This is a genomic window from Pseudomonas sp. H9, from assembly GCF_004353925.1.
Classification (GTDB): Bacteria; Pseudomonadota; Gammaproteobacteria; order Pseudomonadales; family Pseudomonadaceae; genus Aquipseudomonas.
The window spans coordinates 45,313-59,734 of record NZ_SMOK01000015.1 but is presented as its reverse complement, the minus strand read 5'-3'; the positions used below and the strand labels follow the sequence as shown (position 1 = coordinate 59,734).

Here is a 14,422-nt window from a genome sequence, read left to right as displayed (position 1 = left end):
GGGCCTTACTTGATGCGCTGACCAGGCTTGGCGCCGCTGTCAGGGCTGAGCAGGTAGATTTCTTCACCGCCAGGGCCGGCAGCCATGACCATGCCCTCAGAGATACCGAAGCGCATTTTGCGTGGCTTGAGGTTGGCGATCATCATCGTCAGGCGACCTTCAAGCTTGGCAGGGTCCGGGTAGGCCGACTTGATGCCGGAGAACACGTTGCGCTGCTCGTCACCGATGTCCAGGGTCAGGCGCAGCAGCTTGTCGGCACCTTCCACGGCTTCGGCCTTGAGGATCAGGGCCACACGCAGGTCGACAGCGGCAAAGGTGTCGAACTCGATTTCTGGCGACAGAGGGTCTTTGCTCAGCTCGCCGTTGCCGGTGACCACGGAAGTCTGGCTGGCAGCCAGGTCTTCCTTGCTGGCGGCGGTCATGGCTTCGACTTTTGCCGGGTCGATGCGGTTCATCAGCGCCTTGAATGGGTTGAGCTGGTGATTGCTCAGGCGGGTCTTGTGGTCGTCCCAGGTCAGCGGCGCAACGTTGAGGAATGCTTCGGCGTCGGCGGCCAGCACTGGCAGTACCGGTTTGAGGAAAATGACCAGTTGACGGAACAGGTTGATGCCCTGGGCGCAGATCGCCTGGACTTCGTCCTGCTTGCCTTCCTGCTTGGCCAGCGACCACGGCGCTTTGTCGGCGATCCAGGCGTTGGCACGGTCAGCCAGGGCCATGGTTTCGCGCATGGCGCGGGCGAAGTCACGGGCTTCGTAGGCATCGGCAATGCTCGGGGCCGCAGCCAGGAAGGCTTCTGTCAGCTCTGGTGCGGCATCGCCGGCGACCATGACACCGTCGTTGCCTTTTTGAATGAAGCCGGCGCAACGGCTGGCAATGTTGACCACCTTGCCGATCAGGTCGGAGTTGACCTTCTGCACGAAGTCTTCCAGGTTCAGGTCGAGGTCATCGACACCGCGGCTGAGCTTGGAGGCGTAGTAGTAACGCAGGTACTCCGGCGCCAGGTGGTCCAGGTAGGTACGGGCCTTGATGAAGGTGCCGCGCGACTTGGACATCTTCGAGCCATTGACGGTCAGGTAACCGTGCACGTTGATGCCGGTCGGCTTGCGGTAGCCGGCGCCTTCGAGCATGGCAGGCCAGAACAGGGCGTGGAAGTTGACGATGTCCTTGCCGATGAAGTGGTACAGCTCAGCCTTGGAGTCCTTGTTCCAATAGGCGTCGAAGTCCAGCTCCGGACGACGCGCGCAGAGGTTCTTGAAACTGGCCATGTAGCCGATCGGTGCGTCCAGCCAGACGTAGAAATACTTGCCTGGCTCGTCAGGGATTTCGAAGCCGAAGTACGGCGCATCACGGGAGATATCCCACTCCTGCAGGCCAGCATCGAGCCATTCGGCGATCTTGTTGGCCACGGCATCTTGCAGGGTGCCGCTACGGGTCCATTGCTGGAGCATGGCCTGGAAGTCGGGCAACTTGAAGAAGAAGTGCTGGGAATCCTTGAGTACCGGAGTGGCACCGGAAATCGCCGACTTGGGGTTCTTCAATTCGGTTGGCGCGTAGGTGGCACCGCACTTTTCACAGTTGTCGCCATACTGGTCTTCAGCGGCGCACTTAGGGCAGGTGCCTTTGATGAAACGGTCGGCCAGGAACATTTGCTTGTCCGGGTCGAAGTACTGAGTGATCGAGCGGGTAGCAATGTGCCCGGCATCACGCAGTTTGAGATAAATCTGGTTCGACAGCTCGCGGTTTTCTTCGGCGTGGGTCGAGTGGAAGTTGTCGAATTCCACCAGGAAGTCGGCGAAGTCGCTGCAGTGCTCGGCCTGGACCCCGGCGATCAGTTGCTCCGGGGTGATGCCTTCTTTCTCGGCACGCAGCATGATTGCCGAACCGTGGGCGTCGTCTGCGCAGACATAAGTGCACTGGTTGCCACGTAGCTTTTGGTAGCGCACCCACATGTCTGTCTGCACGTACTCAAGCATATGGCCAAGGTGAATGGAACCGTTGGCATAGGGGAGGGCGCTGGTGACGAGAATCTGACGGGGCTCGGACATGAGGGGCTCGGCTACTTTTTTCGGCTACTAGAGATGAAACGGTGATCGGCCACTATAAAACGCCGGGAAATTTATTTCACCCCATGGACGTCTATGGATGTTTCGCGGGTTAGCATAGTGGTCTGTTTTACTCAGTCTTTATAACGGGAGTCTCCATGAGTGCCGTCACGCGCGCAGCCGTCGAAGCCGTTCTTCGCCAGTACACCGACCCTTACCTGAACCAGGATCCGGTCAGCGCAGGTTGTGTTCAGGCCATCGATATCCAGGGCGATCGCGTCAGTGTCCAGTTACAGCTGGGCTATGCTGCCGACCTGTTCAAGAAGGGCTGGGCGCAAGTTCTACAAACCGCTATCGAGGGGATCGACGGGGTTGCTTCGGCCAAGGTCGACATTCACTGCGTGATCGCCGCGCACAAGGCTCAGGCGCAGATTCCGGGCCTGGCCAACGTAAAGAACATCGTCGCTGTGGCATCGGGCAAAGGTGGGGTGGGTAAATCCACGACCGCCGCCAACCTGGCATTGGCGCTGGCACGTGAAGGGGCGCGGGTGGGTATTCTCGATGCCGATATCTACGGCCCGAGCCAAGGTGTGATGTTTGGTATCCCTGAGCGTACCCGCCCGCAGATTCGCGATCAGAAATGGTTTGTGCCGCTCAAGGCTCACGGTGTCGAGGTCATGTCCATGGCCTTCCTTACGGACGACAACACACCGATGGTCTGGCGTGGGCCGATGGTTTCCGGGGCATTGCTGCAACTGGTTACCCAGACCGCCTGGGACAACCTTGATTACCTGGTGATCGACATGCCGCCGGGAACCGGTGACATTCAGTTGACCCTGGCGCAGAAAGTCCCGGTGGCCGGTTCGGTAATCGTCACCACGCCGCAAGACCTGGCCCTGATCGACGCCAAGAAAGGCGTGGAAATGTTCCGCAAGGTCAATATCCCGGTGTTGGGTGTGGTCGAGAACATGGCCGTGCACATTTGCTCGAATTGCGGGCATGCCGAGCACCTGTTCGGCGAGGGCGGGGGAGAGAAGCTGGCCGCGCAATATGGTGTCGAGCTGCTGGCGTCGCTGCCGTTGTCGATGCTGATCCGTGAGCAGGCCGACACTGGCAAGCCAACGGCTATTGCTGAACCTGAAAGCCAGATCGCCATGGTTTATCAGGAGTTGGCCCGTCAGGTGGGGGCGCGCATCGTCTTGCAGAAAGCGGCAGCGCCGGCCATGCCGAACATCACCATCAGCGAAGACTGATACACACACTGGAGCGGGCTTGCTGTGGGAGCGAGCTTGCCCCGCGATGCAATCAGGCGGATACGCCGCAATCGCGGGGCAAGCCCGTTCCCACCGGAGGTTTTCGCAGGGCAAAAAAAACCCGCCGGTGAGGGCGGGTTCTTTTCAAGCGATAAAGCGGAAGTTAGATAACTTCTACTTCTTCAGCCTGCATGCCTTTCTGACCGCGAGTAGCGATGAAAGAAACCTGCTGGCCTTCTTTCAGGCTCTTGAAGCCGTCAGCTTTGATAGCTTTGAAGTGTACGAACAGGTCGTCACCGGATTGTGGGGTGATGAAGCCGAAGCCTTTTTCATCGTTGAACCACTTAACGGTACCGGTTTGGCGATTGGACATGGTCTGTCTCCTTGGACAAAGATAACTGCGGCTCAAGAACACCTTGGCCGAGACTGAGTGCAAAGAGGCAGAAAATTCATTGAGATGGGTTGATCGAAATCTTGCATCAGGTAGATATTCTCAGTGACACGTGCAGCACAGTGGCGCCACCATAACCCTTTTTCCAGAACGTGCCAATGGTCTTGTTCAGCTTTCGCGCAAATCATGACTGACGGTGCTGCAAGGCACACTACGGCCCCCGGCGCAGGGGGATTCGACGCCTGACGTTGCATGAAACTTTGAACCGGGCGCCGGGCCCGGTAAGATGCGCCTCAGAATTTCTTCACCTCGTTATTTCAGGACACCCGCCATGAGCATCAAATCGGACAAGTGGATTCGCCGCATGGCGCAGGAACACGGCATGATCGAGCCTTTCGTCGAGCGCCAGGTGCGCGGTGAGAGCGACAACCGGCTGATCTCCTTCGGTGTCTCCAGCTACGGCTACGATGTGCGCTGTGCCGATGAGTTCAAGGTGTTCACCAACATCAACTCGGCGACCGTCGATCCGAAAAATTTCGACGCCGGCAGCTTTGTCGACATCAAAAGCGACGTGTGCATCATCCCGCCGAACTCCTTCGCCTTGGCCCGTACCGTGGAGTATTTCCGTATTCCGCGTAACGTCTTGACCATCTGCCTGGGTAAAAGTACCTACGCGCGCTGCGGCATCATCGTCAACGTCACCCCGTTGGAACCCGAGTGGGAAGGGCACGTGACCCTGGAGTTCTCCAACACCACTACCTTGCCGGCCAAAATCTACGCGAACGAAGGTGTTGCGCAGATGCTCTTCCTGGAGTCTGATGAAGAGTGTGAAGTGTCCTACAAGGACCGTGGCGGTAAATACCAGGGCCAGCGCGGCGTCACCCTGCCACGCACCTGAGCCGACAACGCGAAGGAATTCCTCGCAGTTTGTGCACTCCAATGACCTGAATTGTCCCGCCAGGCGCTACGCCTGGCGGATGTCGTCAAGGAGCCGCTCATGAAACTCGACCCGAGCATCAGCGCCAAGCTGGCTGTGTTACAGCCCAATCACGTCGGAGTGATGGCTTGGTCGCTGCTGGCTCATCCGCATCCTCATACCGCCCACGCAGGCGGCATACCGGGTCAACCTGATCCAGACAACCCTGAGCCTACGCCGGGTGAAAACCAGCCGATGGAGCCTGGGGAGCCTGTTTTACCTGACGAAGCACCCCCTGCACCGGTGGCCTGAGTGTGAGCACTCAAGGCGACAGCAGATAACCGCTGCGATATGCCTGGCGACCTGCGACATGGGCAATGACCATGCCGGCAGTGGCCATGCGCCTTAGCGAACGGGCGTACAGCAAGCCCGGCTGGCTATTGCGTACTGGCGTGACCCGATCACTGAGGGGGTCGATCACTTCGGCGATCAATTGGTCGGCTTCCAGGTACTGGCCAGGTTTTGCATGAAACACCAGCAGCCCGCCCAGTGGTGTTGCCACCGGCTCTACCCCTGCAAGTGGGGTGGCGGGGTAGCTCAAGGGCGGTTGGGTGCCTGCTTCACCTTCAATTGCCCCGTAATGGGTGAGGTATGCCAGGATCGCTGCGCAATCTTTTTCGGCCAGGGGGTGGCTGACATCACCTTGCCCGCGCAACTCGACCGTGACCGAGAAGCTGCCCTGTGGAATAGGGAATTGCTTGCCGAAGCGCTGTTGCAGCTGCCACCACACCAGCGTGAAACATTCATCGAACGATTGCCCGCCCGAGTCGGTGGCCAGCAGGCTCGCCTGGGCGCCGATGTAGCGTGACAGCGGTTCAACCTGCGGCCAGGCCTCGGGAGTGGTGTACAGGTGAGCGACGGCGTCGAAATCGCAGTGCAGGTCCAGTACCATCTCGGCATCGCAGGCCAGCCGTTGCAAGGTTAGGCGTTGCGACTGCAAGGGTGTGTGTGTGGGATGACCGTCCAGGGCGCGGCGCAGACAATCACGAATCAGGGCAACGTTGTGTGCCGGGTCCTGGTTAAGCTGCGCTTCGATCTGGTCACCAATCGAGTCGCTCAGGTCGACGAAATTACGGTTAAAGTTTTCGCCGCTTTGCAGTTCAAAACGCCCCAGAGGGATATCCAGCAGCACTTGCTCCAGCCCGACTGGGTTAGCAATCGGCACCAGCACGATTTCACGGCGCAACAGGCCTTGGGTTTCGAGTTCAGCCAGGCGTTGCTTGAGGTGCCAGGCCACCAGCATGCCGGGTAACTCGTCGGCGTGCAGCGATGCCTGGATGTAGATCTTGCCAGCATCACGGGGGCCGAAGTGAAAACTATGGATCTGGCGGGCAATGCCTGGAACCGGTGCCAGAATGTCGTGGGTCAAGTGATGCATATCAGTCCTAGTGGGTCGATCCTGGAAGGATGATATAAGCATAAACTTGCTTGTCACGCAGGCCTTTGGTGCAGGTCGCTCGCGGGGCAAGCCCGCTCCCACAGCAAGCCCGCTCCCACAGGTAGGAGCGAGCTTGCCCGCCATCTCAATAACGCGCATCCACCGGCTTGCCACCATTGGGCCAATCTTTGACCTTGTCCGGGAAGTCTGGCCGCGGCTGTTGCGAGAACCAGGCGGCGACATCGACTGCTTCCTGATCACTCAGGCCACCTTGACCCAGCGGGAAGCGCTCATGGAAGCCGATCGGCATGTTGCGTTTGACGAACGCCGCTGCGGTATAGGTGCGTGCCATACCCGCGCCGATATTGAAGGACTGCTCGCCCCACAGCGGTGGGAATACCATGCTGCCATCGTCGCGGGCCAGGCCTTCGCCGTTGTTGCCGTGGCACACCGCGCACTGTTTGACGTACACCTGTTGGCCATTGGCAAGGTCGGGCTTGATCGAGGGGTCGATCTTGCCAACGCCTCGGCCTGCTACCTTGTCGCCAGGTTGGGTGTTGTTTTTCATCCACTCGAAGTAAGCCACCATGGCCTGCATATCGGCTGATTGCGGTGGCAGCGGCAGGCCATTCATGGAACGACGGAAACAACCGTTGATACGCTCTTCCAGGGTGATGACCTTGCCAGCGCGCGGTGCATAACCCGGGAAAAACGCCGACACGCCTACAAACGGCGAACCGTCAGCCACGGTGCCTGCGTTGAGGTGACAACTGGTGCAGTTCAGAGCATTGCCGACGTTGTTCGGTAGCAGCGCTTTGGTTTGCAGGTGCAGGCGCATGCCGCGGATAACCTGATCGGCGTTCTCTGCGGCCAGCAGGTTTGCCAGGCGCGGGGTTTCAAAGGCGCTGGAGTCAGTGGTCTGTGGATTGAGCTGGGCGCGCAGCTTCTTCACCTGCTCGGTGCTGATCGCCGAACTGTCATTGCCCCAACGGCTGCGCACAAAGCTGAGAATCTCAGCAATTTCCTGGTCGGAAAGCCGTGCAAATCCGGGCATGGTGTAGACCCGCGAATGGGTGGCGGTTTGTGCGGTTTCCCAACCGGTCAGGGTGATGTGCAACAACGAAGTCGGGTCAGCGGAGGCAATACTCGGGTTACCTGCCAGGGGCGGAAACATGCCGGGAACGCCACCCCCATCGGTGCGGTGGCAGTCGCTGCAGAACTGGGTATAGCCCAGCCCACCGCGGCTGCTGAACAAGTCGGCAGGTGGCGTGGCCGGGGTGAGGGCAACGCTTGGCATCGGCAAGTCGTTTTCACCCGCAGGCAAGGATTTGAGGTAGCTGGCGATGGCCGTCAGGTCTGCATCGCTGAAGTGCTGAGTGCTGTGGTGAATCACATCGGCCATGTTGCCGGAGACCGTGGCAAAGCGGTTTTGCCCGGTTTTCAGCAATTCCACGGTGTCGGGAACGGTCCACAAGTTGCGTAGGCTCAAGGCGCGCCAGTGTTCTACGGTTTCCCCGGCGAGGAAATGTTTGCCATCGCTGCCAGCGTCACTCATGGCCTTTTCCTGGAAGGCAATGCCTCGCGGGGTATGGCACGCCCCGCAGTGGCCCAGGCCCTGAACCAAATAGGCGCCACGGTTGATCAGCGGGTCGCGGTTTGGGTCAGGTTCGAACGGTTGCTTGTCGAGAAAGACCCAGTTCCACAGCGCCAGCCCCCAGCGCATGTTGAACGGCCAGCTCATATCGGCGGCCTGGTTGGATTGGCTGATCGGGGTTACCCCTTGCATCAAGTAGGTGTACAGCGCACGCATGTCCTCTTCGTTCATTTTTGCGTAGGACGGGTAAGGCATGGCCGGATACAGCTGCATGCCGTCGGCGCTCACACCTTCACGCATGGCCTTGTCGAACTGCTCGAAGCTGTAACGGCCAATGCCGGTTTTCGGGTCTGGGGTGATATTGCTGGAGTAGATCGTACCCATGGGGGTTTGCAGCTCCAGGCCCCCGGCCATCAGTGCGCCTTTTGGCGCGGTGTGGCAAGCAATGCAGTCCCCCAGTTGGGCGACATAACGACCACGTTCGATCAGGGCTTGGTCAGCCGTTTCTGCCGCTGCCGTGTCGGGCTCGCTGGCGTGAAGTGTGGGTATCAGGAGCAACGTCGTGACGCATAGCGCCAGGCGTGAAAGAACAGAAGCCATTGCATATTCCTTTAGTCACCTGGCCTGGGTGGTTCCTTCGGCTCAGGTGTGCAATCGTTTTTTATGGTTTATCAGGCAGCACAGAGGTCGAAACTTGCCTCAGTTTCGTTGTAGAGCAATTGCTGGCGGGGGCAGTTGATATGGATCAGCGCAGCCGGCATTGCACCGGCCGCGCGAGGGTAGAACCTTACTTGCCGGGTGTCAGTGTCAGGCGTTTGCTGCCGTAGGCACGATCGAAGTTTTGCGGTTGCAGTGGCAGGCTCGAGTATTGGCCCCTGAACCAGGCATTCAGGCCATCGGCAAAGTGTGGGCTGGCCGGGTTGCCGGACTGCCCGGCGCTGCTTTGCAGTTGCAGAGGTTCAACCTGGCCGAAGTCCACCACCATGCGCAGTGACGGTGGCAGCTGGGCGTTGAAGTCTTTGCCCCAGGCGTAGGGCGTCAAGTTGAGCGTGCTGTGGTCACCCCCGCTGGCTTGTGGGCTGCGGCTGATGGCGTCACCCAGGCCATGGAAGGTCGGCGTCGGCCAGCGGAACATGTGCAGTTTGCCCCATTGCCAGGCACGCCGGTCGTTGCCCAGTTGCGCTTCGCCGGCACTGACTGCGGCCGCCAGGCTACGGGCGAGAATCGCCGGTTTATCTTCTTTCTGTGCAGTGCGCTGGTCATCCCAGAACGGGCTGTCTTCCCGGCCCAGCAAGTGATCTGCCTGTGCCGAATAGGACAGCCGTGCATTGTTGACGAAGGCTTGCCAGGTCGCTGACGACTCTGGGCCCAGTTCGTCAAGGAAGGTCTGCTTGGCACTTTCCTGCAGGAACAGTTCGTACAGGGCAGCGTCGGCCGAGGTGGTGCTCAGGCGACCGTCAAAGGCCATCAGCCGTGTGTAGGCTTCGCGGGCCTTGCTGCGTTGGTCAGCGGGCAGGGCGTCAATCGCCTGTTTCAACGGTTGAGCCATGCCGGGCGCTTCGAACATTTGCTTGAGCTTGGCGGCAAACAGGGTGCTCTGATCGTTTTGCAGCGTGATCAGGCTGCGGCTGTCATGCTTGCCATTGGCAGCCAGTTGCCCGAGGCGTTCGGCGCGCTCCGGGTAGTACCAGCTATTGGACAGTTGCATACCGTAACCTTTAGGCACGCTGCGCTGATTGGCATTGCCCAGCCAACCCTGAAGCGGATCCTGGTCATAGGGGTGAAGCATCGGGTCGGCGTACCCGTCCCAGTCGTAGCGCCCGTCCCAGCCCGGCGAAGGCAGCAAACCCTGACCTTCACGGCGGTTAGGGAAACGCCCACTGACCTGCCAGCCGATATTACTGGCGTCGGCAAAGACGAAATTCAGTGCTGCGGCGCCGATCTCGCGAGTGTTGTCGAATGCGCGCTCGACGTTCTGCGCCCGCGACAGGTTGAAGAAAGCGTCGAGGCTCTGATCGCCCTTCAACTGGGGCAGTTGCAGGGCCAGGCCGAGGCTTGCGTTCTGCACCTGACCGAGCAGGGTGCCGTGGCGGGTGTCGTACAGCGTTTCACGCTGTGGGCGCTGGCCTTTGATGAAGAAGGTCTCGTTGCGCGCCTGGGCCGGTAGCCACTTGCCGTCGGCCTGATACATCAGGCGGCTGCCTTCACGTTTCAGCCGCTCCACAAACAGGTCCTGGTTATCGGCCATGACCGCGCTGGCACTCCAGGCCAGTTTGCCGTTGTAGCCGGATAGCAGCAGTGGCAGGCCTGCAATGGAGACACCTGCCGCGTGATATTTGGGCGCACGGATCTGGATGGGGCTCATTGCCCAGGCACCCAGGGTGTCACTGGCCAGCAGGCTCTTACCGCTGCGGCTGCGTTGCGGGGCAATCGCCAGGTTGCTGGAGCCGGCGCTGCCCAACAGGTTGAGGGCGGCCAGTTGTTCGCTGGCGGCACTCAGGGGGGCTAGTCCGGCCAGAGCACTCCCCAGGTTCAAGCCTTTGAGCTTGTCGGCTTCGGCTGTTGGCAGGGGTTCGTCGGGGTAGCTGGGCAGCAGCCACGGCAGTGTATCGCTGCCGACTTTCTGCGCCAGGGTCAGGGCGGCGAGTTCTTCCTGCAGGTTTACCGACTGGCTGAAGTTGTACAGGCTGAAGATCAATGCCGAGTCTTCAGGCTTCCAGTATTCCGGGCGATAGCCCGTTTGTGCCAGCGGTGCCGGCAGGCGGTCGCGGTAGCGGAACAGGTAGGCGTTGACGCCACGGGCATAGACTTCGAAGAAACGCTTGAGTCGTGGCGAGGCGTCAGCGTACTGCTGATTGGCCGTTTGTTTCAGGTTGGCAGCGCGCATCAAGCGGTCGACTTCCAGCACCTCTGGGCCCGCTATTTCTGCCAGACGACCCTGAGCCAACAAGCGCATGCCGACCATCTGCCCGATGCGGTCACCAGCATGTACATAGCCCAGAGCGAACAACGCATCGTGGAAGTTGTTGCTTTCGATCAACGGCATGCCCATGGCATTGCGTCGTACAGACACGTTCTGCGCCAGACCTTTGAGTGGCTGCACGCCGGTGGTCGGCGGAACGCTGTCGCGATAACCGCCCATCTGGCAGCCGGTCAGGGACAGTAAACCCAGCATTGCTGCGGCTACGCCGAACCGGGGAAGGAATGGAGGGAAGGCTGGCGCGGCCATGGTTGGGCTCCTGCAGGGCGTGGCGTCTAAAAGGCGCTACGTTAGTGAGCCCGACCACGCCATGCAAGCGGGTGCAGCCTTTATTTTCGCCAATAAAAGAACAGTGACACGGTGGGAGCTGGCTTGCCTTGCGATAGCGATTTATCAGACACATCGCATCGCGGGGCAAGCCCGCTCCCACTTAGGCCCCGTGGCACTTCTTGAATTTCTTGCTGCTGCCGCAGGGGCAAGGATCGTTGCGGCCTACATCTTTGAGGGCGTTACGCACTGGCTCCTGGTGGCCGTGGTTGCAGTGTGGGCCATGCACGTGGCCATGATCGTGGTCGTGATGATCGTGACCGTGGTTGCAGTCAGGGCCATGAACATGAGGTTGCTGGGTCATTGCGGGTTACTCCGGTAAAAGATCGCCGGGAATTATCTCACCACTGCGCGACAAGTGCAGGTCGCGGGCGAAGAATAATCCGCTGTTGAGTTCGCCATCGAGGCGGTAACGCAACGGGCCCTCGGTATTTTTGAGTATTTTGGCCAGGGGTTTGACCTGCTGCCAGAGATTGGTACGCACAGGAATCTTGAAGGTGCGCTGTGCATGCCCGCCAACGCTGCGCCAAAGGCTGGTTTCCCCCTTGGTCAGCAACAGATCGTTCAGGTGCACGGCGTAGCTCAGGTAGCGGATGAACAAGCGACTGTCGTTGGGGTTGTCGACGCGCACATGGAGGATGAATTCTTGCTCAAGCAAGCGCATCTTGACCGCCTCGACCTTGACCAGGCGCACCTCCGGATCGCGGTAGTCGCCGTTAAACCAACTCGCGCAACCCGTCAGTTGCAGTATCAGTAAGCTGAGCAGCAACAGGCGGGTCATAGGTGTCAGCTCCCCAGGTAACTGGCGCAGCATTTCTTGAATTTCTGCCCGCTGGCACATGGGCAGGCGTCGTTGCGTCCGGCCTTGAGGCCAACGGTTGGATCGATGAAATACCAGCGGCCGGCGTTTTGTACGAAGGCTGAGCGTTCACGGTGGCTGTGTTCACCGTCGAGGTCGTGCCAGCGAGCAGTGAAGGTGACGAAGGCGTGTTCAGGCTGGCCGCCAAAGACTTCAGCACTTTCTACTTCAAGGCCCAGCCAGGTGCTTTGAGAGCTCCAGGCAGCCATTGCGTCACGGTCAAGGCCGGCCTGCTGCACAGGCAGAGTGGTGGCCACCAGGTAGTCAATCAGCCCCAGCACGTAAGCGCTGTAACGCGAACGCATCAGGGTTTGCGCATCAGGGGCCGGGTGCCCGGCGTGATAATGCCCGCAACAGGTATCGAGCAAGTTGCCGCTGCCGCAGGGACAAACCGAAACACTCATTGTTTCACCACCAGTACTTGCCAAAATTTTGCGGGTTGGCCCAGAACTTGGCATTCAACCAGTCCGGGACCTGTTTGTATTCACGTAGATCATAGGTGAACAGGCTCAGCACCTGCTCATCACGCTGAAACTTTTCATTGGCCTGCAAGGCCAGGGCGAAGAAATCGGTGTCTTGCCAACCGCAGGCGTTGAGGTCGGCCAGTACCGCCACACGGCTGGCATTGAGGTTGCGGATGCCGCCAAGCAGTTCCAGGCCTTTACGTTTGGGCAGATGCTCCAGACAGTCGACCAGCAACGCCAGGTCAAAGCGCTGAGCTGCCAAGGGGCCGGGCAGGTCGCCGGGCTCGGCCTGGGCAATCTCAACCTGTGGGTGTGCCTGGGCAAAAGCTTCCAGCGCAGGAAAACGCGTACCTACTAATAGCAGGCGTTGCGGTGCATGACGCTCCAGCAGGGCGGCCAGGGCCTGTTGTGGCGTTCGTTGGGAAAAACCGTCGATCATCGGGAGTCCTCGGTCAGATACGGCAAGACTAACGACCTCTGGCCGTCAGGCATAGTGGCTGACAGCCGCATCATGGCTTATTGCTGGCGGAGTTGGTTTGCGCGGTCTTTACTCCCAAGGCATCGGTTTAGAACCGATTCCCCCTAGGAGACGCAACAAAATGAGCATAGTACGCACAGCAATACCTTTGGTTCTGCTAACCAGTGTGTTGACTGGTTGCGCAGGTTTACAGAAAACCGATTGGCCGATGTGTGCTGCCGTCGGGGGTGTAGGCGGCGCAGCCTTGGGCGCCATTGAAAGTTCGAGTTGGGCAGGTTGGGGTGCGCTGTTGGGTGGTGGCCTGGCTGCTGGCTATTGCTGGGCCCATGGCGACGGCGACGAAGATGGTGACGGCGTGCCGGACAGTCGTGACAAGTGCCCTGGTACCCCGCGTGGTGTACAGGTAGATGCCAACGGCTGCCCACCGGAACCTGCGGTGGTTGAAGAAGTTGTGGTGGTCAAGGAAGAGGTCATCGTGATTCGCGATGTGCACTTTGAATTCGACTCCGCCAGGCTGACCGCAGCCGACAAGGAGCGTTTGAACACCATCGCAACCCGCCTGAAAAATGAGGCACCTAGCGCCAGATTGAGCGTGACCGGGCACACTGACAGTGTCGGTCGCGATGCCTATAACCAGAAATTGTCGGAGCAACGTGCCCAGTCCGTCACCGATTACCTGGTTGACAGCGGTGTACCGCGCGCCAGCTTCGTTTCGGTGGAGGGTGCCGGTGAGTCGCGTCCGGAAGCCGACAATGCGACTGCCGAAGGCCGGGCCATGAACCGCCGGGTGGAGATTCGCATCCAGCGTTGAAGCGCCACCGGCCTGCTGCTTGAGAAGTGCGGCAGGCCGGTCTTTACTCCTGTGTGACCGGTGGTAATGCCGGTGACACAGGAGCAATGCCCATGAGTGTTTTCTCCAAGGCCGCAGTGCCAGTGCTGGTGACTGCAAGCCTGCTCTCCGGTTGCGCCACCCACAGTGATGGCAGCGCACCACTCAATCAAAGGACCTGGCCTGTTTGCAGCCTGCTCGGCGGATTGGTCGGCGGCGGACTGGGGGCGATTGAAAGTTCAGCCTGGGCTGCCGGTTTAGGCGCCGCCGGGGCTATTGCTGGCGGTTTGATCTGCTATGCCCAGGATGGTGACGAAGATGAGGATGGCGTGTTCGACCGTCGCGATCGTTGCCCGGAAACACCCGCCAACACACCGGTCAGCCACAACGGTTGTCCGCTACCGCAATACCCGGCGGTCGAAAAGGCGGCAGTCGAGCCTGAAGTCATCACCCTCAATGATCAGGGCGCGGTGATGTTCGCCTTTGACTCGGCTGAGCTGACCAGCAGTGCTCACAGTCAGTTGCAAGCGCTGATGAGCAAGCTCAATGCACCCAGCGTGGTTAACGTCAAAGTCATTGGCTTTACCGACAGCCAGGGCGCTGATGACTACAACCAGGCACTCTCCGAGCGGCGTGCCAGCAGCGTGGCCGAATACTTGATCAGCCAGGGGCTGGCGCCGTCGAAGGTAACCAGCCAGGGCCGTGGCGAACGTGAGCCGATTGCCGACAACGAGACCGAGAGCGGACGCGCCCAAAACCGAAGGGTAGAGCTGCACCTCAATTGAAACGGACGCTGGTGTACGATCGTGCCAACCGTTACTGTTGACGGCGATGCCGGGACGTCGGGCATC

At 59.9% G+C, this 14,422-nt stretch carries 14 protein-coding genes; 5 read left to right on the top strand and 9 right to left on the bottom strand.

The features are described from left to right. Window positions 1-5: 5 nt before the first annotated feature. On the bottom strand, window positions 6-2,045 hold the full coding sequence (metG, locus tag E1573_RS13415) for a methionine--tRNA ligase (RefSeq protein ID WP_133214400.1): 2,040 nt from the start codon (window positions 2,043-2,045) through the stop codon (window positions 6-8). A 155-nt stretch (window positions 2,046-2,200) separates the two neighbouring features. On the opposite strand from metG, the gene apbC reads away from it, so the two are divergent. Beyond that, on the top strand, window positions 2,201-3,295 hold the full coding sequence (gene apbC / locus E1573_RS13410; protein ID WP_133214398.1) for an iron-sulfur cluster carrier protein ApbC: 1,095 nt from the start codon (window positions 2,201-2,203) through the stop codon (window positions 3,293-3,295). 163 nt (window positions 3,296-3,458) lie between these two features. Here apbC and E1573_RS13405 read toward each other — a convergent pair whose 3' ends face one another. Then, window positions 3,459-3,668 (bottom strand): cold-shock protein, encoded by a 210-nt coding sequence (locus tag E1573_RS13405; RefSeq protein WP_028943495.1) that lies wholly within the window; start codon window positions 3,666-3,668, stop codon window positions 3,459-3,461. Between the two features lie 349 nt (window positions 3,669-4,017). Between E1573_RS13405 and dcd the strand changes: the two genes are divergently transcribed. Together dcd and E1573_RS13395 are read left to right on the top strand one after the other, a co-directional pair. Beyond that, entirely contained in the window at window positions 4,018-4,584 is a 567-nt protein-coding gene (gene dcd / locus E1573_RS13400; protein WP_133214396.1) for a dCTP deaminase, read from the top strand. Window positions 4,585-4,683: 99 nt separating this feature from the next. Continuing rightward, window positions 4,684-4,914 (top strand): hypothetical protein, encoded by a 231-nt coding sequence (locus E1573_RS13395; RefSeq protein WP_133214395.1) that lies wholly within the window; start codon window positions 4,684-4,686, stop codon window positions 4,912-4,914. Window positions 4,915-4,924: 10 nt separating this feature from the next. Here the strand turns inward: E1573_RS13395 and E1573_RS13390 are convergent, their stop codons facing one another. The 7 genes from E1573_RS13390 to E1573_RS13360 form a co-directional block, all read right to left on the bottom strand. After that, window positions 4,925-6,040, bottom strand: a complete 1,116-nt coding sequence (locus E1573_RS13390) for a succinylglutamate desuccinylase/aspartoacylase family protein (protein WP_133214394.1) — start codon at window positions 6,038-6,040, stop codon at window positions 4,925-4,927. A 145-nt stretch (window positions 6,041-6,185) separates the two neighbouring features. Further along, window positions 6,186-8,234, bottom strand: coding sequence for a c-type cytochrome (locus tag E1573_RS13385; protein WP_133214392.1), 2,049 nt, complete (start codon window positions 8,232-8,234; stop codon window positions 6,186-6,188). Window positions 8,235-8,421: 187 nt separating this feature from the next. Then, the gene (locus E1573_RS13380; protein WP_133214390.1) at window positions 8,422-10,863 is read right to left on the bottom strand and encodes a penicillin acylase family protein; all 2,442 of its coding nucleotides are present in this window, start codon (window positions 10,861-10,863) and stop codon (window positions 8,422-8,424) included. 181 nt (window positions 10,864-11,044) lie between these two features. After that, complete coding sequence (locus tag E1573_RS13375; protein WP_133214388.1) at window positions 11,045-11,245, bottom strand: SEC-C metal-binding domain-containing protein; 201 nt, start codon at window positions 11,243-11,245, stop codon at window positions 11,045-11,047. Between the two features lie 6 nt (window positions 11,246-11,251). Then, window positions 11,252-11,755, bottom strand: coding sequence for an LEA type 2 family protein (locus E1573_RS13370; protein WP_133214386.1), 504 nt, complete (start codon window positions 11,753-11,755; stop codon window positions 11,252-11,254). After that, a complete protein-coding gene (locus tag E1573_RS13365; protein WP_133214384.1) occupies window positions 11,728-12,204 on the bottom strand; it encodes a YchJ family protein in 477 nt (158 codons plus the stop codon). Before E1573_RS13365 ends, E1573_RS13370 begins: the two co-directional genes overlap by 28 nt. 4 nt (window positions 12,205-12,208) lie before the next feature. Further along, entirely contained in the window at window positions 12,209-12,703 is a 495-nt protein-coding gene (locus tag E1573_RS13360) for a DUF6231 family protein (protein WP_133214382.1), read from the bottom strand. Between the two features lie 160 nt (window positions 12,704-12,863). Here E1573_RS13360 and E1573_RS13355 point away from each other — a divergent pair, with 160 nt between their 5' ends. Together E1573_RS13355 and E1573_RS13350 are read left to right on the top strand one after the other, a co-directional pair. Next, window positions 12,864-13,553, top strand: a complete 690-nt coding sequence (locus E1573_RS13355; RefSeq protein WP_133214380.1) for an OmpA family protein — start codon at window positions 12,864-12,866, stop codon at window positions 13,551-13,553. Window positions 13,554-13,645: 92 nt separating this feature from the next. Further along, window positions 13,646-14,356, top strand: a complete 711-nt coding sequence (locus E1573_RS13350) for an OmpA family protein (RefSeq protein WP_133214378.1) — start codon at window positions 13,646-13,648, stop codon at window positions 14,354-14,356. The last annotated feature ends 66 nt before the right edge of the window (window positions 14,357-14,422 follow it).

Bases quoted from the DNA above. Each gene is read 5' to 3' on its own strand.
- metG (WP_133214400.1), bottom strand. From the start codon at position 2,045: ATGTCCGAGCCCCGTCAGATTCTCGTCACCAGCGCCCTCCCCTATGCC.
- apbC (WP_133214398.1), top strand. From the start codon at position 2,201: ATGAGTGCCGTCACGCGCGCAGCCGTCGAAGCCGTTCTTCGCCAGTAC.
- E1573_RS13405 (WP_028943495.1), bottom strand. From the start codon at position 3,668: ATGTCCAATCGCCAAACCGGTACCGTTAAGTGGTTCAACGATGAAAAA.
- dcd (WP_133214396.1), top strand. From the start codon at position 4,018: ATGAGCATCAAATCGGACAAGTGGATTCGCCGCATGGCGCAGGAACAC.
- E1573_RS13395 (WP_133214395.1), top strand. From the start codon at position 4,684: ATGAAACTCGACCCGAGCATCAGCGCCAAGCTGGCTGTGTTACAGCCC.
- E1573_RS13390 (WP_133214394.1), bottom strand. From the start codon at position 6,040: ATGCATCACTTGACCCACGACATTCTGGCACCGGTTCCAGGCATTGCC.
- E1573_RS13385 (WP_133214392.1), bottom strand. From the start codon at position 8,234: ATGGCTTCTGTTCTTTCACGCCTGGCGCTATGCGTCACGACGTTGCTC.
- E1573_RS13380 (WP_133214390.1), bottom strand. From the start codon at position 10,863: ATGGCCGCGCCAGCCTTCCCTCCATTCCTTCCCCGGTTCGGCGTAGCC.
- E1573_RS13375 (WP_133214388.1), bottom strand. From the start codon at position 11,245: ATGACCCAGCAACCTCATGTTCATGGCCCTGACTGCAACCACGGTCAC.
- E1573_RS13370 (WP_133214386.1), bottom strand. From the start codon at position 11,755: ATGCTGCGCCAGTTACCTGGGGAGCTGACACCTATGACCCGCCTGTTG.
- E1573_RS13365 (WP_133214384.1), bottom strand. From the start codon at position 12,204: ATGAGTGTTTCGGTTTGTCCCTGCGGCAGCGGCAACTTGCTCGATACC.
- E1573_RS13360 (WP_133214382.1), bottom strand. From the start codon at position 12,703: ATGATCGACGGTTTTTCCCAACGAACGCCACAACAGGCCCTGGCCGCC.
- E1573_RS13355 (WP_133214380.1), top strand. From the start codon at position 12,864: ATGAGCATAGTACGCACAGCAATACCTTTGGTTCTGCTAACCAGTGTG.
- E1573_RS13350 (WP_133214378.1), top strand. From the start codon at position 13,646: ATGAGTGTTTTCTCCAAGGCCGCAGTGCCAGTGCTGGTGACTGCAAGC.